The 19,903-nt window shown below is 63.6% G+C and carries 14 protein-coding genes, 3 pseudogenes and 1 other annotated feature; of the genes and pseudogenes, 8 read left to right on the top strand and 9 right to left on the bottom strand.

Annotated features, from left to right (window positions below; translation table 11 throughout):
• Positions 1–97: 97 nt before the first annotated feature.
• From APZ21_RS32625 to APZ21_RS01360, 4 genes and pseudogenes are all read left to right on the top strand, one after another.
• Positions 98–906 (top strand): IS5 family transposase gene (locus APZ21_RS32625; protein WP_098085337.1). Its coding sequence is split into 2 segments (ribosomal slippage): positions 98–445 and positions 448–906, totalling 807 coding nucleotides; the frame shifts between segments, so codons are not numbered across the junction.
• A 1,021-nt stretch (positions 907–1,927) separates the two neighbouring features.
• Positions 1,928–2,521, top strand: coding sequence for a TetR/AcrR family transcriptional regulator (locus tag APZ21_RS01375; RefSeq protein WP_043737852.1), 594 nt, complete (start codon positions 1,928–1,930; stop codon positions 2,519–2,521).
• Positions 2,522–2,590: 69 nt separating this feature from the next.
• Positions 2,591–3,498 (top strand): annotated as a pseudogene (locus tag APZ21_RS36215) (SMP-30/gluconolactonase/LRE family protein).
• A gap of 354 nt (positions 3,499–3,852) precedes the next feature.
• Positions 3,853–4,551, top strand: a complete 699-nt coding sequence (locus APZ21_RS01360; RefSeq protein ID WP_043737850.1) for a nitroreductase — start codon at positions 3,853–3,855, stop codon at positions 4,549–4,551.
• A 262-nt stretch (positions 4,552–4,813) separates the two neighbouring features.
• Here APZ21_RS01360 and APZ21_RS01355 read toward each other — a convergent pair whose 3' ends face one another.
• Positions 4,814–6,004 (bottom strand): IS110 family RNA-guided transposase, encoded by a 1,191-nt coding sequence (locus APZ21_RS01355; protein WP_043737874.1) that lies wholly within the window; start codon positions 6,002–6,004, stop codon positions 4,814–4,816.
• Positions 6,005–6,236: 232 nt separating this feature from the next.
• Here APZ21_RS01355 and APZ21_RS01350 point away from each other — a divergent pair, with 232 nt between their 5' ends.
• The 3 genes and pseudogenes from APZ21_RS01350 to APZ21_RS33580 all read left to right on the top strand — a co-directional run bounded on the left by APZ21_RS01350 (position 6,237) and on the right by APZ21_RS33580 (position 9,753).
• Positions 6,237–7,571, top strand: coding sequence for an NtaA/DmoA family FMN-dependent monooxygenase (locus APZ21_RS01350; protein WP_043737848.1), 1,335 nt, complete (start codon positions 6,237–6,239; stop codon positions 7,569–7,571).
• Between the two features lie 259 nt (positions 7,572–7,830).
• Positions 7,831–9,344: pseudogene (locus tag APZ21_RS01345) on the top strand (MFS transporter); the annotation flags it as partial.
• A 25-nt stretch (positions 9,345–9,369) separates the two neighbouring features.
• Positions 9,370–9,753 carry a hypothetical protein gene (locus tag APZ21_RS33580; protein ID WP_127516259.1) on the top strand — a complete coding sequence of 128 codons (384 nt, stop codon included), beginning with the start codon at positions 9,370–9,372 and terminating at the stop codon, positions 9,751–9,753.
• 29 nt (positions 9,754–9,782) lie between these two features.
• Here APZ21_RS33580 and APZ21_RS01335 read toward each other — a convergent pair.
• From APZ21_RS01335 to APZ21_RS01315, 4 genes and pseudogenes are all read right to left on the bottom strand, one after another.
• A pseudogene (locus APZ21_RS01335) lies at positions 9,783–11,029 on the bottom strand (IS3 family transposase).
• Positions 10,617–10,748, bottom strand: a sequence feature (AL1L pseudoknot). Its footprint overlaps the pseudogene before it by 132 nt.
• Before the next feature lie 167 nt (positions 11,030–11,196).
• Positions 11,197–12,237, bottom strand: a complete 1,041-nt coding sequence (locus tag APZ21_RS01325; RefSeq protein ID WP_054811360.1) for a BtrH N-terminal domain-containing protein — start codon at positions 12,235–12,237, stop codon at positions 11,197–11,199.
• Positions 12,231–13,409, bottom strand: a complete 1,179-nt coding sequence (locus tag APZ21_RS01320) for a cytochrome P450 (RefSeq protein WP_178128353.1) — start codon at positions 13,407–13,409, stop codon at positions 12,231–12,233. Before APZ21_RS01320 ends, APZ21_RS01325 begins: the two co-directional genes overlap by 7 nt.
• Positions 13,410–13,447: 38 nt before the next feature.
• A complete protein-coding gene (locus tag APZ21_RS01315) occupies positions 13,448–13,978 on the bottom strand; it encodes a PaaI family thioesterase (protein ID WP_048833156.1) in 531 nt (176 codons plus the stop codon).
• 222 nt (positions 13,979–14,200) lie between these two features.
• On the opposite strand from APZ21_RS01315, the gene APZ21_RS32615 reads away from it, so the two are divergent.
• Positions 14,201–14,857: a TetR/AcrR family transcriptional regulator gene (locus APZ21_RS32615; RefSeq protein WP_174184796.1), complete on the top strand. Its 657-nt coding sequence runs from the start codon at positions 14,201–14,203 to the stop codon at positions 14,855–14,857.
• A 476-nt stretch (positions 14,858–15,333) separates the two neighbouring features.
• On the opposite strand, the gene APZ21_RS01305 is transcribed toward APZ21_RS32615, so the two are convergent.
• The 4 genes from APZ21_RS01305 to APZ21_RS01290 form a co-directional block, all read right to left on the bottom strand.
• Positions 15,334–16,077 carry a TetR/AcrR family transcriptional regulator gene (locus APZ21_RS01305; RefSeq protein WP_051016986.1) on the bottom strand — a complete coding sequence of 248 codons (744 nt, stop codon included), beginning with the start codon at positions 16,075–16,077 and terminating at the stop codon, positions 15,334–15,336.
• A 106-nt stretch (positions 16,078–16,183) separates the two neighbouring features.
• Positions 16,184–17,215, bottom strand: a complete 1,032-nt coding sequence (locus APZ21_RS01300) for a ferredoxin--NADP reductase (protein WP_014349817.1) — start codon at positions 17,213–17,215, stop codon at positions 16,184–16,186.
• Positions 17,216–17,260: 45 nt separating this feature from the next.
• A complete protein-coding gene (locus tag APZ21_RS01295; RefSeq protein WP_036542664.1) occupies positions 17,261–18,118 on the bottom strand; it encodes an SDR family NAD(P)-dependent oxidoreductase in 858 nt (285 codons plus the stop codon).
• Complete coding sequence (locus APZ21_RS01290) at positions 18,115–19,713, bottom strand: flavin-containing monooxygenase (protein WP_081597586.1); 1,599 nt, start codon at positions 19,711–19,713, stop codon at positions 18,115–18,117. The genes APZ21_RS01295 and APZ21_RS01290 overlap by 4 nt, the downstream gene beginning before the upstream one ends.
• Positions 19,714–19,903 lie beyond the last annotated feature (190 nt).

Below are 19,903 nucleotides of genomic sequence, written 5' to 3'. Positions count from 1 at the left end.
GGCGTTCATTCAGCCCCGGGTTCTAGTAGTGACCCTATGGTGGAGCTAAGAGGACGTCTTACGTGGGTGTAATTCGTTGTCCGGCATGATGTGACCCGTGGTCGACAGGCTTGCTCAACGGCTGGTCCCGGATGCGTTGTGGGACATCGTGAAACCGCTGCTCCCCGAGTTCACGCCGAGACCTCAGGGCGGCGGGACAGCTCCGGCGGACGAGCGAGCGGTCTTCACTGCGGTGGTGTTCGTATTGACCAGCGGTTGCGCTTGGAGGCATCTGCCGCCGTCATTCGGTGTGAGCGTTCCGACCGCACATCGCCGGTTCATGGTGTGGGCTGATGCCGGGGTATTCGAGGCGTTGCATCGGGCGATCCTCGACCGGCTCGGCCTCGCCGGCGATCTCGATTGGAGCGCGGCGATCCTGGACGCGGCGAGTGTGCGAGCGAAAAAAGGGGATCGCTGACCGGCCGCAGCCCGGTCGACCGTGGCAAGAAAGGATCCAAGATCCACGTCATTTCGGACGCGAACGGGATACCGCTGGTCACCGGTGTTTCTGCCGGGAACACCCACGACTCGGTGATGCTCGCCCCGATGGTCGAATCGATTCCGCGGGTGCGCTCGCAGCGCGGCCCTCGTCGCGGCAAGCCCGCCAAACTGCGGGCGGACAAGGGTTACGACTTCGATGTCCATCGCCGGTGGCTGCGTGCTCGCGGGATCGTGCCTCGGATCGCTCGTCGTGGGATCGAGGATCCCACGAGGCTGGGTAAGCACCGTTGGAAGATCGAACGGACCATTGCATGGTTGACCGGATACCGGCGCTTGACGATCCGCTACGAACGACACGGCCGCCTCTTCGCAGCATTTCTACAACTCGCCGCAGCGCTGACCTGCTACAAGAAACTCACCACGTAAGACGTCCTCTAAGGGGACTCGAACCCCTGACCCCCACAAAGAGGTTCATAAGACTCATCGACCGGGCGCGGTATCGACGTTCGGCATCGACCCCAGCGACCGGTCCCTGCGATGGCAACGCAGACGGGCACACCAGCACGCGGCAATCCGGGCAATTACGTCCAGCCACAACAGAATACAGCGTCCCAGTGAGAAACTACCGCCGGGACCCTACCGCACGGGCCCCGGGGCGAACCAGCCGGAAGCTACCGCAACAACGAACACTCGCCCCTCGATGACCTGTCGTCAGACGTCAAGTCGACCCGTAAACCACACAGCGGCCGGCCGGCTACGCCCAAGACGACGCACGACACCTCAACAGACGGCCGACCAGGGAAAAGCTACACGACCGGCGATGCGCATTCGACTCCACGAGCATCGCCCTCCCCCGATAGACACCTGACGCCGACGCCACCTCGACAACGAAAGCGCGGGGTAACCGCGGGGCTTGCTCAAGTCTGCGCCCACCTTTGAGCCTGTGGGCCACACCTCGAGCAGCACTCGCCACCTACGCCCCGTTCCTGCGGCAGTTCTTCGAAATCCTTGCAGACCGCGCTGTACTTCTCGGAATCTCGTTCGGCCGCCCGGACCGTGACCACCCGGCCAACAGTTACCAACGCGTCGCGCCGAACTCGACCAGATCGTGCAGTGGTGAACCGCGTGAACTGCGGCTGCGTTGTCGATCGCCGCTTGTGGAGGCGGATTCGGTTGGCGGTGCGGACCGGTGTTCGTGCCGCCGACGATTGCGAGCACGGTGTCAGGAGCGGTCCGATTTTCCGCCGTAGCGGAGGCCAGAAGGTCGCGCCCATCGTCCAGCAGGAACAGTCCCTCGGACATAAGACAACCGTCCCCAGGGTCACGGTAAGACCTCGGTGACCGACCCACGAGTTGACCGGATGCCACCTCCGCTTTATGCTCGAATTTCATACGGAGGTCGCATCCGTTTTGAATGGCAGCAGTATCACCGGAGGTAGGAGGGCACATGAACGTCAGTGAGCAACGGGGGCGCAAGCCCCGCGCGGACGTCCAGCGCAACCGCGCGGCTCTGCTGGAGACCGCGCAGCGTCACTTCCTCCAGCATGGGGTCGGCACCTCCCTGGAGGCGGTGGCCAAGGAGGCGGGCGTCGGGCCCGGCACCCTGTACCGGCACTTCCCCACCCGGGAAGCGCTGCTGGCGGCCGTTCTGCAGACACGCTCCGAGGAGCTGGTGGCCCGCCGAGCGGACATCGAACAGTTGGGCGATGCCGGCGAGGCGTTGGAACTGTGGCTACGGGCAATGGAGGAGTACTTCAGCGCCTTCAGCGGGCTCCCGGACCCGCTCATGGCCGCGGCCCAGGAGCAGGACCCGGACAATCCGCTCACCATTCCTTGCGACATCTTCATCGCCGCCACCGACAAATACGTGGAAGCAGCCCAGAGCACGGGACAGGTACGCGCGTCGGTGCGTGGCTACGACCTGTTCCTCGCAGCCTGTTCCATTGCCTGGATCAAGGGCAACGGCGCCGACGAGGAATCACTCGACCGGCTCCGCACCCTCCTCGCGAGCGGCTACCGCCAGCGGGACGAGAAGGCGTAAAACGCCGGGCCCCGCGCTCAGGCTCGAGCCGCCGACGTCCGGGACCGCAGTTTTCATCAAGGAGGATTTATGAGTCATTCGCCAAGGGTTTGGCCCGCCGACGCTCGCCGCATTGTGGCGCAGGGTGATCTCGGCTACCTCGAGGGCGCCCGGTGGCACCGCGGGGCGCTCTGGTTCTCGGATATGACCCGGTGCAAGATCAGTCGCCTCTCCCCTGGCGAGCCACCCGAGGATATCGCCGATGTACCCGGGCGCCCCTCGGGTCTCGGGTTCGGCCCCGATGGGACACCGATGGTTGTTTCCATCGACGACGGACGGCTGCTGCGCGTGGGAAGTAGTGGGCTCGAGGAACTCGCCGATCTCGCGCCGGTCGCGTTCCATCCCAACGATATGGCAGTGGACCGGGAGGGCCGCGCATATATCGGCCCGCAGGGCTTTCCCTTCGGAACCGATCCCGTCGGCGTGAGTTTGATCATCCGCCATCCCGACGGCCGGATCGACACGGGCGGCGAGGACCTGATATTCCCAACGGCATCGCGATCTCCGGCGACGGGCGCACCCTGGTCGTCGCAGAATCGTTCCGGGCACCACGTACCAGGCTCACCGCGTTCACCGTGACCGACGACGGTGCGCTGACCGACCAGCGAGTGTTCGCCGAATTCGGGTCAACGGACACCGAGTCCATCGATGGCATCGGCATCGACAGTGAGGGTGCGGTGTGGGCGGCCTTCCCATGGATCGGTGAATTCCGGCGTGTCCGCGAAGGCGGCGAGGTCACCGACGTCATCCGGATCGAACCCGACGCCGCGTATCCCGACGGCGGCACATTCGCCGTGGACGCGATCCTCGGCGGACCGGAGATGCGGACCCTCTACCTGCTCATCTCGGATACAAGCCCCGAGCGCCTCGTCAACGGCTTCGATACCACGGGCCGGATCGAAGCCATCGAGGTCGAGGTGGCGGGAATCCGGGACTGACGGCAACGCATGCGTCGGCGCGATCGTCTCCGCGACAGCGTCCCGGAGCGTTTCGCGCCCTCCCGGCTACTGCCATCTCGCAGCCCATCGTGGAGATGAATCGCGCCCCGCCCGCCGCCGACCGACCCCGCTGGTACGTCACGTACACCCAACACGTCACATACACGAACACGAAGAGCGCGCAGTCCCCACACTTCGACCGGGTGGTCGTGCCGTGCCGCGGTCTGCAAGCAGCCTGCCGGTACCTGCAAAGTGCGTGCCACACCCGGCCCTTACGACGGCTGTCGCCTTGGAGCAGACAGCATTGTGCCCGGCCGCCCTGTCGGCGACTGCGCGCCTTGGAAAGGAAACGCCTTGTCCGGCACAGCGTCCCTCTTCACCGACCTCGTACGCTCCCGGCGCTCCCCCCGCAAGTTCCTGCCCGCCCCGCTTTCCCCGGCGGACATCCGCGGCGTGCTCGAAGACGCGCAGACGGCCCCTTCGAACAGCAATACCCAGCCGTGGACCGTGCATGTTGTCTCGGGCGCGGAGCGCGACGCGCTCGCCGAGGAACTGCTTCAGGCCGACACGGAGGGACGCACCTCCCCGGATTTCACCGATGGCTACGGCGACGGCATCTATCTCGAGCGGGCGCAGGCCCTGGCCGCGAGCTACTACGGATCCCTCGGCGTCGCGCGCACGGATCTCGAAGGCAGGAGGGCGGCGGTCCGCGAAAACCTGGAGTTCTTCGGGGCTCCCCATGTCGCTTTCCTGTTCATGCCAGCCCTGGGCGACGGGGTGCGGACGGCCGGTGACATCGGTATGTACGCGCAGAACTTCCTGCTCTCGCTGGCATCCCGGGGGTTCGCCGGTATTCCGCAGACCATGCTCGGGATCTATGCCGATACCGTCCGCGAGTTCCTGGATGTTCGTGAGGATCTCAAGCTGCTGTTCGGTATCTCCTTCGGCACGGCCGACCCTGCGGGGCCGGTGAATCCGTTCGGTAGGACACGCATCCTGCTCCAGCAGAGTGTGATCCTGCACGGCACTCCCGGCGTCCTCGAAGGTCAATAGTCCGTCAGCCCACAGATGCCCCCGGCGCGTGGATCCGGGCCGCCACACGGCCGGCCCGGATCCGGAGCCCGCGCTCACTTCGGTCCACACGCGCGGCATCCGTCTCGGGTTCCTCCCGCCGGCAGATCGCACCACTTGACAATTCGGAGGCTGCCTCCGTATTCTTGGGAGTCCACGGAGGCACCCTCCGTTTCCATTGCCTCGTTGGGAGGAGCTTCCCAATGAAGTTGTCAACCTCGGAAGTTGATTTCCGATGACGGGATCAGGCTGCCACCGCGACGGGTGGCAGCGGTTGGTAGGGCCGTTTCTCGCGGATGAGTGCCCACAGCACGTTGACGCGGCGGCGGACCAGGGCGAGGACGGCTTGGGTGTGTTTTTTGCCCTCGCCGCGTTTCCTGTCGTAGGTGCGCGATTCGGGGCTGCAGCTGATCGAGATCATCGCCGACTGGTAGAAGACACGGTTGAGTCCGCGGTGATATCGCTTGGGGCGGTGCAGGTTTCCGCGTATTCGACCGGAATCCCAGGCAGCGGGTGCGAGCCCGGCAAATCCGGCGAGTCGGTCCGGGGTCCCGAAGTAGTCCATGTCACCGCCGGTGGCAGCGAGGAATTCCGCGCCGAGCAAGGTGCCGATGCCGGGCAGGCTGATGATCACTTCGGCGAGTTCGTGGCGGTGAAATCGGCCCTCGATGAGCTTGTCGGCTTCTTTGATTCGCTCGTTGAGGGCCATCACCTCCTCGGCCAGCGCCGCGACCATCGACGCGGTCAGCGCTTCGCCGGGCAAGCGGGTGTGCTGGCGGGCCGCGGCCTCGATCGCTGCGGCGGCGACCTTGCCGGGATTTCTCACTTTTCTGGTCGACAACCAGGTTTCGAGTCGGGACGCACCTGTTCTGCGCAGAGCGGCAGGGGTTTGATAGCCGGTCAGCAGAGTCAGCGGTCCGACCAGGGTGAGGTTGTCGAACGCGCGGTCCAACGCGGGAAAGATCCCGCTGAGCAGGCCACGCAGCCGGTTGATCGCGCGGGTTCGGTCGGCCACCAGGTCAGCGCGGCGGGTGGTGAGCAGCTTCAGCTCGATGGTGACTTCGTCACCGGGGCGCAGCGGATGCAGATCGCGGCGCATCCGTGCTTGATCAGCGATGATCGCGGCGTCGCGGGCGTCGGTCTTGCCTTCGCCCCGGTAGCCGCCGGCGACCCGGTTCAGCGTTCGGCCGGGGATATACAGCAGCTGCTGATCGCGTTCGACCAGCAGCCCGATCAGCAGCGCCGCACCGCCATCGGGCAGGTCCACCGCCCAGACCGTGTCCTGGCCCAGCTCCCGAACCTCGTCGATGAGTTTTACCAGCTCGGGTTCATCGTTGGCTATTCGCCGCGACAGCAGTCGTTTGCCGTCGGTGTTGATGACCACGCAATGGTGGCCGGTCTTCCCGATGTCCACACCAGCCCAGATCTGGGCCATGCCCGCCTCCATCAGCTCGTTGGAACCTCACGCCACAGACGACCGCGCCGACGTTGCCCTACACAGCGATTCGCTCGCACATCCCAATATGCGGCCGGGTCGTCACGGGGAACCGGGCGGCCAAGCTCCTGGAGCCACACGCGGCACAACCATGTAAGCCACACCCGATTCCCCTGGGCCTCAGGGACTTTACGACCCGCCCCTACGACCTACTCAGAAAGGTAGGGCAACCATGACAAGCCGGCAGATGATCCTGGGCATGCAGTTCAGCGGCGGCTACGGGGCCGAGCCCGGGGCCTGGCGGCTGCCGGGTGCGAACCTGAACAGCTACACGGACATGGACCAGTTCGTCCGCTACGCGCAGGCCGCCGAACGCGGCAAGGTGCAACTGTTGTTCATTGCCGACACCCCGGTCCTGGATATGGACCTCACCCACCACGCACCGCGCCAGGCGATCGAGCCGCTGCTGCTGCTGACCGTCCTCGCGCGGGAGACCGAGCGGATCGGCCTGGTCACCACCGCCTCCACCACTTTCAACGAGCCCTACAACCTCGCCCGCCAGTTCAAGGCCTTGGATGTGATCAGCCACGGCCGAGCCGGCTGGAACGCGGTGACCACCTCCGATCCCGCTGCCGCGGCGAACTTCGGCAGCGAGGTCCCGCCGCGCGCGGAGAAGTACGAGCGCGCCCACGAGGTCATCCAGATCGTGCAGGCGTTGTGGGGCAGCTGGGAGAAGGACGCCTTGCTGCTCGACGTCGAGAACAAGCGTTACGCCGATATGGACAGGATCCGGCCGGTCAACCTGCGGGGCCGCCACGTCGCCTCCCGCGGCCCGCTGCCCATCCCCCCGTCCGAACAGGGTCAGCCGGTCATCTTCCAGGCGGGCGGCGGCGGTTACGGCCTCGAGATCGCGGGCCGCTACGCCAGTGGCGTGTACGCCAACCCGTACAGCATCGAGGATGCCCGGGCTCAGCGCCAGGCCCTGCGGGACGCCGCCGAGCGCGCCGGACGCGACCCGGACGAGGTGAAAATGCTCGCCGGCTTCATGCCGACCATCGCCGGCTCCCGCGCTGCCGCTCTGGAGCGACGACGCTTCCTGGACGAGGTCGTCGACCTGGACCAGCGCGTCCGTTATCTCGGGGCCATGATCGGCCTCCGGCTCGGCCCCGAACAACTCGACCAGCCGCTCACCGTGCAGCAGCTGGCCGCCGCGGTGCCCAGTCCGCGCGACCCGCGCTCCGGCCGCGCCCTGGAAGTGGCCCGGGAAGGCTGGACGCTGCGCGATGTCATCGCCCACGGTGTGATCGACTATCACCCCGTGGTCGCCGGTACCGCCACCGACGTGGCCGAGCACATGCAGGAGTGGTTCGAGGCCGGGGCCTGTGACGGCTTCTCGATCGCCCTCGACGCCTTCCACGACGGCTTCGACGCCTTCGTCGACCAGGTCGTCCCGATCCTGCAGGAACGTGGCCTGTTCCACGAGGACTACGAAGGATCCACCCTGCGCGAGAACCTCGGCGCCCACGCGCAATACGGCCTCGACCCGCGCCTCACCGAGCCGGCCTGAGCATGACCACCCCACCGGCGAGGCGGGCGCGGACGGCCCGTGGCCCCTCATCTACCCACGAGCGCTCCTTCGGTACGCACACCACGCGGGCCGCCTGACCACAGGACGCCACAGAACACATCTCCCGCGACCTTCATCGGGGCCGGCAGCAAGGAAACCAACCATGAAACGCTCATTCGCCCAATTTCCCGACGTCACTTCCGGCAGCGACCAGGCGCAGCACGGCGGACCATTCGCGCCGCCCCGGGAGGACCCCCGCATGGTTCACGCTCCGCTGGCCACCGACCATGGCACCTTCCGTAGTGACGAACCGCCCCAGGGCGCCGCCGCGGTGTCCACATCGGCCATATCGGCCTCCCCCGCCGCCACAACTCCCACAGCGAGCGGGCTCGTCCCCGTCCTCGCCTTCAGCGGCATCGTCGTCGCCGTCATGCAGACACTACTCGTCCCCGTCATCGCCGACCTCCCCCGACTGCTGGACACCACAACGTCCAACGCCGCCTGGGTGATCACCGCGACCCTGCTGTCCAGCGCCGTCGCCACTCCGGTCATGGGACGCCTCGGCGACCTCTACGGCAAGCGCCGCTTCGTCCTCGTCAGCCTCGCACTGATGGTGCTGGGGCTCGCTGATCTCCGGATTCACCTCCGACCTCGTGCCGATGGTCCTGGGCCGCGCCATACAGGGCTTCGCATTGGGCGCCATCCCGCTAGGCATCGGCATCATCCGGGACGAATTACCGCCCGAACGGCACGGATCGGCAATGGCGCCTGATAAGCAGCTCGCTCGGCGTCGGGGGCGCGCTCGCCATACCGCTGGCCGCGGTCGTCGCCCAGAACCTCGACTGGCACTGGCTGTTCTTCGGCGCCGCCACCCTCGGCGCGGCAGCCATGGCAACGATCTTCGCCGTCGTCCCCGAGAGCGCGCAGCGCGCCCCCGGCCGCTTCGACGTGATCGGCGCGCTCGGACTCGCCCTCGGCCTCGTCGCCCTGCTGCTGCCCATCTCCAAGGGCGCCGACTGGGGCTGGACAAGCACCACCACGCTCGGACTCTTCGCCGCCACCGTCGTGATCTTCGCGCTGTGGGTCCTCTTCGAACTGCGCACCGAGCACCCGCTGCTGAACCTGCGCACGGCGTCGCGCCGCCAGGTCCTCCTGACCAACCTGGCCGCGATCACCGCCGGCCTCGCGTTCTTCGCGGTGACACTCGTCCTGCCGCAACTACTGCAGCTTCCCGAGTCCACCGGGTACGGGTTGGGGATGTCCATGATCGTCACCGGCCTCTGCGCTGCCCATATGGGTCTCGCGATGATGATCGCCGCCCCGCTCGCCGCCCGGCTCTCGGCCGCGCGCGGGCCGAAGGTCACCCTGATGACAGGGCTCGCACTGCTCGCCGTCGCATATCTCGCGGGCACCATGCTGCTGGGTGCGGTGTGGCAGATCGTGATCGTCGCCGTCCTCGCGGGCAGCGGCGTCGGCACCGCCTACGCGGCAATGCCCGCCCTCATCCTCGGCGCCGTCGACCCGTCGGAATCGGGCGCGGCCAACGGACTGAACTCACTGATGCGCGCCATCGGCACGGCGATGTCCAGCGCCGTCGTCGGCGTGGTCCTCGCCGGCACGGCTCAACACGTAGAGAACACCGAGATACCCACGCTGGACGGCTTCCGCATCTCATTCCTGATCGCCGCGGGTGCAGCGCTCCTGAATCTCGTCCTGGCAGCACTTTCTCTCCCCCTGCCGCCGGCGAGGCCGGCAACCCATATCCCTCATAGTTCAGAGAAAGCAAGGTCTGTTCCTGATGCGCACCAAGAAGAAGTTTCTTATCGCGGCTGCGGCCGCCATCACAGTTGCGGCACTCGCCGGCAGTAACGTCGGATGCGCTGAAACGGCGGACGGTGCTGCCCGCAAGATCACCGGCACACTGCCCGACGGATCCACCTATCTGTTCGAGGTGCCGGCCAACTGGAACGGCACCGTGCTGCTCTTCTCCCATGGCTACAACCCCGGACCGTCGAACCCCGCCCAGAACGCCAACTCGGCCGAGGTGAGCAGCATACTGCTCGCTGACGGGTATGCCCTCGCCGGTGGGTCCTACCCCGGCCTCGGGTGGCAGACGCCCAACGCGCTGGGCGACCAGATCGCCACGTTCGACGAATTCGCCGCGCAGGTCGCGTCGCCTTGAACCGTCCTGGATGCGGTGGAGACCCTAGTTCAGGCCACCTCGGCCGAGATGGTCTGTTGATGGTAGAGGTGTTCGTATTCGACCGGTGGCCGGTATCCGATCGCGGAATGTAGCCGTTGGGTGTTGTACCAGTGCACCCATGATGCGGTTTCCCGTTCGAGCTCGGCCCGCCCCGAGAACGTGGTGTGCCGGTCGATCAACTCGGTTTTGTAGAGCCCGATCGCCGATTCCATGAGCGCGTTATCGAGCGCATCTCCCACGCTGCCTATGGATCCGGCGATTCCCGAATCCCGTAATGCCTCGGTGAAGGCCAGCGACGTATATTGCGACCCCGCATCGGAATGATGTATCAATCCTGTTGCGGTGAAACGGAAAGCGGTTCTACGGCGGGTGAACAACGCCTGTTCGAGCACCGAGATAACCAACGGTGTCGTCTTCGACGACATAACCCGCCAGCCCAAGATCCGTCGCGAATACACGTCCACGCAGAACGCGGTGTAACAGAACCCGGCCAGAGTCCAGCAGTAGGTGAAATCGGCAACCCGCCATTGATCTGGACGCATCGGCGTCGACCAGGCGCGCCCGATCAGGTCCGGATGCCGCGGCGTCGACGCGGGCCCGGGTTCGGTGGTTCTCGTGGTCCGTCACCCGCGCACAACCCCGTCTATCCCGGTCAGCCGCATCAGCCGCGCTACCTGGTCGCGGCCGATATTGTGACCGGCGCGGCGGGCGGTGTGCCAGAGTTTGCGCACCCCGTACAGGCCCCGATTCGCGCTCCACAGGTCGAACGACACGTTCGCGGTGTGAGCATCGGCCCAGGTGGCGTCGCTGATACCGCACTGTTTGGCGGCATAGTAGGTGGACGGGGCGATCTTGAGCCCGTGCTCGGTCAGCACGCGGCAGATCGGGTCAACCCCGAAGCAACCCTTGTGGTCGTCGATGTAGTCGACGATCACCGCAGTCGGCGGTCGACCTCCGCCGCCGCGAAAAACGCACTCGCTGTCCGCAAAAGCTCGTTCGCCCTGCGCAATTCGACTACTTCACGCCGCAGAGCCCTCAACTCCGCATACTCCGATTCCGCCGCGGCCGCCGGCCCGGTCTCGCCCTGCTCGGCGCGGGTGACCCAGTTCCGCAGAGTCGCCGGGTTGATATCCAGCAGCGCACCGACATGCCGGCGCGCACCGGCCATCGAGTCACCGTGCTCGCGGATCCGATCCTGATACATCCTCACCGCCCGAGCGCGGGTTTCCTCGTCGAACTTCCGTGGTGCCGCCATGGCTGACAGTCTCCCTTGCTAAATCAGGAGTCTCCAGCCAGTCCAGGACGGTTCACGTCGTCGGCCCGGTCCCGGGCCACCGCCTGGGGCTACCCCATCCCCCACAGGCGCACTTCACCACCGGTCTCGAAGCCGTAGCGGATGTACCTGTCTGCAGACAAGCTGGTTCAGAGTGAGTTGGCGGCGGCGGCGAGAAGATCTGCCAAGGTTTCCTCCAACTCTGGCAGCACGGCGGCATGCCGGGCTACCTGAACCGAGCGTCGCGATGGGGTTTCATCGGAGACGGCGATATGGGCGAGCCTCGTCCAAGACTGTGCGGCCAGCCGTGCTGCGCGTGCGGCCGCGTGAACCTTCGGATTGCGCGTGTAATCGGCGAGATCGACGCACCCTTGAGCGATGAGGCGTCGAAACAGACCGCCTCCGGTACCCGCTTTTTCGATGAAGGCAGCGAGTGACCTGAGCACAGCCTCGAGGTCTTCGTTTCCGAAGATGTCGGGCCAACGGGAGACGTCTTCAGCGAAGCGGCGAACGCCGTCGAGCCCGGTGCCGGAGACACCGTTCGAGGCCGGCGCGGCAATCGAACTGGGGCCCCCATGTTTCAGGGTTGCCGCCGATTGTTCGAGCGCTGCGGCAGCCATGGACGGGAGGTCAGGCACGTCGGACGGCCAATCGACTATGTACGTGGCGTGGCGTGTGGGTGTCGGGAACCCCGTGGAGGCTCGTGCCCGTGCCAATGCGTCATACGACACCGTCTGGATCTCATCGCGGTCGTTGTCGACGATATACGCGTCGCGAGCCTCGTCATCATAGCCGACGATAACGATGTCGTGGCGGCTCATGCGCAGTCGTACCCGCAGGTATGGGAGTTCAGCGATGTCGGCCCAGACCATGACGGGCCGTCCGGAGTCCAGTTCGGTCCTCACCCATTTCCAACCGAGGTCGGGATCCTCGGTCTGACGTAGTTCGGTCTTCGCACCGAGGCGCCTCAACAGGTCGACCTCCAAATCCCCACCACGCCCCACCAGGTAGATCGGAGGATTGATCGCATCGGCGCGCAGGTAAGCGAAATCGAGTGCGCCGCCGAGTGTGAACACGAGTCCTTCGCTCAGCTCGCCGTCCCAGCCAAGCCCGGCCCAGGACATAAGATCGCGCAACGCACCCGAACCACAATGGCCGCCCTTCAGGTGCGGGTAAGGCTGGATCAGCATCCGGTGACCACCTTCAGACTCGACAGCCCGCGAAAGGACAACCCCGTACGCCAGCGAGGTTGTTCGACGAGCCTAAGACCGGGAAAACGCGCCGTGAGGAGTGGGAACAGTACGGCTCCTTCGAGCCGCGCCAACGGCGCGCCAAGACAAAAGTGAATGCCGGCACCGAACGATAGCGGCGGGGTCCCGGTTCGGGTGATATCGAGGCTATCGGGGTCGCAGAATCGGTCCGGGTCTCGGTTGGCCGCCCCGAGCAAGGTCAATACAACCTGGCCAGGATCCAGGTCGACTCCTGCCACCCGTGTTGGCTCGAGCACCGTGCGCCCATTGGTCTGGACCGGCGAGTCGTAACGCAACAATTCTTCGACGGCGTTGCTCGCCAGATCGGGCCTGGCCCGCAATAGGTCCATTTGGCTGGGATGGGCGAGCAGTGCAGCAACGCCGTTACCGATGAGGTTTGTGGTGGTTTCGAACCCTGCCGCGAACAACAGTATCGCGGTGCCAACGCATTCGTCGTCGTCCAAGACGTCGTCGCCATGCGCCACGGCGAGACGGCTGAGCAGGTCGTCGTCCGGGTGGGCGCGTTTGGCCGCCAGGAGGTCTGTGAAGTACGTTGCGAGTTGGTCTTCCGCTTCACACGCGGCAGTCAGCGCCGCGGCGTCCGCGCTGGGCTCGAGCGAGGCGACCAGGGCGCGTACCAGAGGAGCGGCCACGGCTCGATCGGTCACTGGCACTCCAAGAAGATCGCCTATTACATTCACGGGCAGCGGGAGGGCGAGATCGCTGATGATATCGGCGGAACCCTGGTCCTCGATGACATCGATCAGATCACGGATCTGCGTGACAACGCGGCCTCGCAACTCGTCGATGTGCCGAGGGGTGAAAACGTCAGCGACCAGCCGACGCAGCCGGTGGTGGTCAGGCGGGTTGCGGAACAGCATGGTGCGCCGGAATCGATGCATAGCCTGACGTTGCAACTCTTCGGGAATCTCCGACAAGCCGAATCCCAGCGACTCGTCGGCCTTGCCGAGGCTACGGTTACGGAGCGCAGCTGCGCAGTCGTCGTAGCGACTCAGTACCAGGACCCCCGATCGCGTGACAAGCACGGGCTGAGTCTCGCGCAAGCGTCGGAACGCCTCGTAGGGGCCGGCTGAGCCGTGATCGGTCAGCAAGACGTCGAGGAGTAGTTCCCTCTCAGTTGGTCCAGCAGTCACGCCTGCCTCCGAGCCTTCGCCCGCGACTGCAGGAAGTGTTCGGCCTCGACCACGATGAACACGGCGGTTGCCGTAGTGACCGAGCGCCCTTCTAGATCCTCCATCCTGGCCGCGAGATTCAACTTACGGCCATGCCGCGACCGTACCTCGGCGTGCAGCGTGTAGGGGGTATCGAGCAGTACCGGGGCGAGATAATCCATGTCGAGATTCCGGGTCACGGCGAGTTCGCCGACCGTGTACAGCAAGAAGCCGAACAGGTCGTCGATGACGGTCGCCACCGCGCCACCGTGCGCGATCCCCGGCGCTCCGACATGACGCTGGTCGAAAAGATGGTGAGCAACGACGCCGCCCTCGCAACGCCGCACCGATAGGGAATGTCCGTGCGGGTTGGCCGGCCCACAACCAAGACAGTCGGGATGGTGCGGCGGCAACTCTGGCGATCCGGATTCCAGGAGCCGGAACGAGCGCACCCAGTCCTCCACGCCTGGGTCAGACAACCTACTGACCGCATCCGAAGCCTTGTCCATGGCCAGACCTCTCTGTCGACTAACGCGCGCCCAACATCAGACTCGAGCAGGACCGCGATACAACTACATTGGAGACAATCAGAACCATTTTGTCAACAATTGATCAGATCTCCGCTGCTTGTCGCACATAGCTCGCGATCAAGCAACGCGCGCGGACATGACGAAGTGTCCGGGAGTTTGTCCACTCATGAACAAAACCCACGTTCTGTTACCATCCGAGGGGTGGTGGAAGAATCGGTGAGGCTGTCGTTCAGGCGACACCTCCGCGAGGCAGCAATCCGCGCCGCCCGCGCCCTGACGGTCGAGAAGGGCTGGGAACGTGTACGATTCGGCGAGGTAGCCGGTCTGATCGGAGTATCACGCGCCACGCTGTATCGAGAGTTCGGCGACAAGCAAGGGCTTGGAGATGCACTCGTTCTGCACGAAGCGGAGCAATTCCTGACCGGGATCGAGGATTTGCTTGCTTCCAACCGCAGCGCGTTGCCTGAATCGATCCGAGCGATAGTTCGCTACACGCTCGACGAGGCTGCAGCCAGCCCCTTACTCAAAGCCGTCCTGACTACACCCGGTAGCGGCCCGCGCGATGAAACCGGCGTCCTCCCCCTGTTGACAACCTCTGCCTCCATGCTTCAACTCGCGTCCGAGCGACTGGTCACCGCGTTCCTCCACCACTACCCCACCATCGACGCCAATGACGTGGCCGACGCAGTCGATGCGCTCATTCGATTGACGATCAGCCATCTCGTACTACCGGCCAGCGACAGCGCCGAAACGGCACGCCGGATCTCCGAGATTGCCCTACGTTATCTCGGGGTGGGCTCTGCGGGTCTCAGACCAGATGCCTCAGCTGCATGCCACAACGCGGTACCGAGCCATTGAAGCAGCGGTACCCTCGTTTCCCTTGATTCCACAGCAGCTGGTTCAACGACAAGTAGGCGGCGACGCTCTCGAAACGTAGCTCGGACTCGGCCGGAGGAACGTCGAGCGCGAAGTGGTCGCCAGCGGTTGCGGGCGGTCTGAACCAAGTTCGCGTCGGATCCATCGATTCGGGTCCGCAGGTTCGCACGAAAGCAATCCCGAAACTATCAAATGACACATGAGCTGTCATGCACAAGCCGGGCAAGCCCAACCAGCTGCTGCGTTGGGTAGAGCAGCACCGACGACGCTGACGCACCGAGCAATCGATGCGGACCAGGCCGATCGGCGGTCGTCCCGCCCACCGGCGATGGCGCGACCACGGCATTGCTCACGGGTCTTTTGCCCCGCGGGGATGCAATCCGGCAGTGTCACCGCGCTATGGCAGATAAGCTCATCCCGCGTCGTCTTCGACCGGCGTTTGGCTCGAATTCGCTCAGCTAAGCCTCGATCAGTCCAATATTCTCAATCCGCAAAGTCGAATCCGGGTCTATCCGGATTCCACGAGCTCGCGCCGAGGAATCGATAATCCCCCAAATGATTGCGCTGAGATGCTCGACGAAAGCCTTTCTCGGCATAGCCGAGGTCGGATCGGATTGCGAGTTTATCCACCAATCCGTCGCGGAGAGGCTCGCCCCTACGATCGACTGCACCACCAAGTCTATGCCCGACGTGTCAGCCCCAGCGGTGTCCAAAACCGTGACGAAATGACCCGCAATGAAACCTGCCAGTTCACGTGCGTTCTCAAGAGCTGGATCCGATCCCGATGAATTGTCGCTAAAATGACTACGAACGAGAAACTGGAAGACGTTCTTGTGCTCGTCGACCAGCTGCGAGTATTGCTCGACGAGCTGATTCATCACACTTCGAATCGGATCGGATCCGAAATCAACGGTAGCAAGCACATTCGACCACATGAGTTCCTTCGCACGTTCGATAACAGCTGCACGAAGGCCCAGTTTGTCCTTGAAGTGGCGATACAGCTTGGGTTTTGTCGCACCCGCCTCCCGAGCGATGTCGTCCATGCTCGCGTCCGGACCGTACTTGCCGAAGGCACGGTACGCTGCGTCGACCAGTTCTGCTCGAACCAGGACCCGGTGCTCTTCCCATCGGCTCGAGCGTGCGTCAATTCGCCGAACCACCGAGCTACCGACCTCCCGAATCCGCTTTTGTGCGCCCGCCATCTGGCCGAGTATACGCTATCGGACAAGTGACCGATATCGCGGGCGGCGATTGCGCGCTGGATCGGGCGAGCATGAACGCCGTTACGGGGCCTGCGCGAACGCATGGTCAGTCGAATGTCACAGTCACCGAATTGGTGGCGGGTACCGACTGGCATGCCAGCCGATCACCTTCCTCGATATCATCATCATCGAGTACCTCGTTTACTCTCATCTCTATATCGCCGTCGATAACCTTGCACACACATGCACCGCATCCGCCTTCCCGGCAGGAATACGGAGGCGAGTACCCCTCGTTCAACAAGACCTCGACCAGGGTCAAATCTTTCGGCCATTCCAGCTCGGCGCGATCACCATCGAGATATACTACTAGACGGGCTTGTTCGTTCGTCATTGATTCCTTGACGTAGTTCTCCACGTCGAAGGGATCGGAGTGCAGAGATTGGAATACTTCTCGGTGTAGGTTCCGGTGCTGCACGCCGGCTTCGCGCGCCGCGTCTACCACCAAATCCATGAACGCCGCCGGCCCGCACAAGAAATACATCCGATTTCGGTACTCACGGCAGATTTCAAGGATTGCGCTTCGGTCCGGTAGCCCACGCTCGCTCTCCAGCCACTCGATGAGAGTCAGTCGCTCGGGAAACTGCTTGGCGAGGTAACGGAGGTCTTCACCGAAGATGACGCTCTCGGCATGCTGGTTGGCATAGAAGAGAACGAGATGGCCGCCACCTTCGAGCAGAGCCGACTTGACGATGGATAACACCGGGGTGATTCCGCTACCAGCTGCGAACAGAACCATGTCCGCATCCAGGTCTTTCGGTGTGAAGTGCCCGGTGGGCGGCAGAACGGTTACCTCAGCTCCAACCTTGATGTTGTCGCACAGCCAGTTAGATCCGTACCCGCCCTCCGTGCGTTTCACTGTGACAGCTAGCGAGTCGTCTGCATGCGGGGAACTCGAGAGCGAATAGCATCTGGCCACATATTCCCCGTCACCGGCTCCGGGAATACGCAACGTAAGAAACTGCCCGGGGTCGTAGGCAAATACGCCCAATTGCTGCTCGGGCACCTCGAACCAAATGGACACCGCATCCGCTGTTTCCTGCACTACACGGGAGACCGTGAGTTCACATGGCATGCTCATCTTCCAGGATATTCCTTCTCTATTATTCCGGCCCGTGGCCCAGATTCAACTGTCGCGCTTGACAAGGCCGTAACGACGGCCGATCGCATAGCCGACACGGGCCAGCGGAGCGTTCAGGTCCTGATACCTCGGCCCCACCGCGCGGGCGACGAAATCGAAACCCAGGGCATCGGGTCCGATAAGGACTCGAGGTTTGTTCCGTCGCACGCCCTTCAAGATCGTTTCGGCGGCGCCTTCCGGAGTGGTGAGCGCTATACGATCGAAACCGGCGACAATCTTCTCCTGATCACCCATCGCGCCGACACCTCGAGCTCCGCGCACAATATTTGTGCGAACACCACCCGGATGCACGCATGTTACACCCACCGGTAGCCGGTTAATTCGCATCTCCTGGCGCAACGCCTCGGTAAAGCCTCGGACGGCGAATTTGGAAGCATTATATGCGCTCTGACTGGGAATGGCCATCAGTCCGAAGACACTCGACACGTTGACAACATGGCCGTCGCCCGAGTCGATCAGATCCGGAAGAAATAGTTTCGTGCCGTTCACGACTCCCCAGAAATTGATCGACATCAACCATTCGAAGTCGATCCATTGCATATCCAGTATGTCGGCGCCGAGTGCGACCCCGGCATTGTTGATTACCATACTGACCGAACCGAAGTCGCTGAGGACCTGACGACGATATTCCGTGAATGCGCTACGATCGGCCACATCGAGCTGATAGTGCTGGCATTCGACACCCAGCGCGGTACACATGGAGGCGGTTTCGCGGGCCCGTTCGCCGTCGATGTCGGCAATGGCCAGCCGCGCGCCCTCGCCGGCGAGTCGAATTGCAACTGCACGGCCGATTCCGGAACCTGCCCCGGTTACCGAGACGACTCGGTCGCTGAACTCTCTCATCGCGGCAAGCTACCCTTCTTGATCGAATTCGGAAGGAGGTCGCCGCTTCGATCACCTGTCGACTCGCCGACCAACGCGAAATCAGAGTCCGCGACATTGCGGGTACGCCGCCAATACTGCCAGGTGAAACCTGGCCAGACCGTCCGATTGACACCCTGTGCATCGAGGTACCAACTGGTGCACCCCCCGCTGCTCCAGACCCCGTTCACCAATTTCCGCTGGATGTCCGAGTTGAATTCCCGCTGAACGGGTTCACGCACCTCGAGCGCAGCTGCGCCACGTTGCTTCGCGAGCCGAATCGCGCCGATGATGTACCTGATCTGGCATTCGATCATGAATACCACCGAGTTGTGACCGAGCCCGGTGTTGGGGCCGAGCAGGAAGAACAAGTTCGGGAAACCTGCGGTGGTGATGCCGAGATGGGTTTGAATCCCTTCGTCCGACCATACGGAGGAGAGTTCACGACCGGACGCACCCTTGAGCCGGAGGTGGTCGAACCCGTCGGTTACGTGGAAACCGGTGGCATAGATGATCACGTCGACCGGACGCTTGTCACCGGACTGGGATATGATGGCGTCCTCGGTGATCTCGGCGATCCCGTCGGTGATGACGGATGTAGTGGGCCGATTCAGCGCTGGGTAGTAGTCACTGGAACCGAGGATTCTTTTGCACCCGATGCGATACGTGGGGGTGAGCTTCTTGCGCAGCGCGGGATCATCAATTCCCCGCGCTATGTTCCACTTTGCGACACTCTCGAGCGGACGCATGAAATTGATATGTCCGTTCAGTCCTATCGACAGTGACTCCGCTGACCAGTAGATGGCAGTCCGGAGGGCTTTGGCGAGGATCGGCGCCCTCGTGAGCAGGGCTTGGATCGCCTTCGGGACCTTGACGTTCCTACGGGGCAGTACCCACGCCGGCGTCCGCTGGTATAGATGCAGTTCATCGGCTACCTTGGCAATTTCCGGAACGAATTGGATTGCGCTCGCACCCGTCCCGATAACAGCGACCTTCTTGCCATCCAGTGTGCAGTCATGATCCCACTGCGCCGAGTGAAATGCTGCACCAGCGAACTTCTTCTGCCCCTTGATCTGGGGGATATTCGGTATATGGAGTGCGCCTACGCCTGAAACCAGGAATCGGGCAACGTACTCGTTGCCGTCGGAGGTCGTAACATGCCACGCGGAATCACCAGGATCCCAGTATCCGGATTGCAAGGCCCGCCCGAAATGCGTGCGGCTATAGAGATCGTACTTGCGTGCGAGACTCAGGAGATACTGCTGAATTTCATCCTGTCCTGCCCACAAGTGACTCCAATCCGGCTTGGGCTCGAAAGAGTACGAGTACATGTGAGAAGGGACGTCGCAGGCACAGCCCGGATATGTATTGTCGCGCCAGGTTCCGCCGATTTCGGAATCCTTCTCGATTATCAAGAAGTCATTCATTCCCGATTTCAGCAGTTGAATCGCCATTCCCATGCCGGAGAATCCGCTCCCGACGATGAGGACCTCTGTTGTGTGCACCCTCTCGCTCGCTGCACGACCTCCCGAACCATTGGTCTTTCCCGTGTATTTGGCAGAACGGTTATTACTCATCGATTTCCTCTGGACGTTGGCTCACGTGCGGTACAGGTGGCCACAAATTTTCGATAGCTACTCAGCTACTGCGGATATGTCGGACCGGCGGCAGGACCGAGGAGTTCGCGGGATTCGACGAGTGCCCGCCGCAACATATCACGGCGCGACTTGCGCTCAGCAATATGCGTGGTGCTGTTCACGCCGGTCC

This window comes from Nocardia arizonensis, from assembly GCF_001310275.1.
Classification (GTDB): Bacteria; Actinomycetota; Actinomycetes; order Mycobacteriales; family Mycobacteriaceae; genus Nocardia; species Nocardia arizonensis.
Note: the sequence above shows the minus strand (reverse complement) of the source record. Positions and strands in the feature narration are given on the sequence as shown.

Excerpts from the sequence above, each read along its gene's own strand:
- APZ21_RS01315 (WP_048833156.1), bottom strand. The coding sequence starts at position 13,978 with ATGGACAAGGCTTCGGATGCGGTCAGTAGGTTGTCTGACCCAGGCGTG.
- APZ21_RS33580 (WP_127516259.1), top strand. The coding sequence starts at position 9,370 with ATGCGCACCAAGAAGAAGTTTCTTATCGCGGCTGCGGCCGCCATCACA.
- APZ21_RS01355 (WP_043737874.1), bottom strand. The coding sequence starts at position 6,004 with ATGGCCCAGATCTGGGCTGGTGTGGACATCGGGAAGACCGGCCACCAT.
- APZ21_RS01325 (WP_054811360.1), bottom strand. The coding sequence starts at position 12,237 with ATGCTGATCCAGCCTTACCCGCACCTGAAGGGCGGCCATTGTGGTTCG.
- APZ21_RS01295 (WP_036542664.1), bottom strand. The coding sequence starts at position 18,118 with ATGAGAGAGTTCAGCGACCGAGTCGTCTCGGTAACCGGGGCAGGTTCC.
- APZ21_RS01300 (WP_014349817.1), bottom strand. The coding sequence starts at position 17,215 with ATGAGCATGCCATGTGAACTCACGGTCTCCCGTGTAGTGCAGGAAACA.
- APZ21_RS01305 (WP_051016986.1), bottom strand. The coding sequence starts at position 16,077 with ATGGCGGGCGCACAAAAGCGGATTCGGGAGGTCGGTAGCTCGGTGGTT.
- APZ21_RS01375 (WP_043737852.1), top strand. The coding sequence starts at position 1,928 with ATGAACGTCAGTGAGCAACGGGGGCGCAAGCCCCGCGCGGACGTCCAG.
- APZ21_RS01290 (WP_081597586.1), bottom strand. The coding sequence starts at position 19,713 with ATGAGTAATAACCGTTCTGCCAAATACACGGGAAAGACCAATGGTTCG.
- APZ21_RS01350 (WP_043737848.1), top strand. The coding sequence starts at position 6,237 with ATGACAAGCCGGCAGATGATCCTGGGCATGCAGTTCAGCGGCGGCTAC.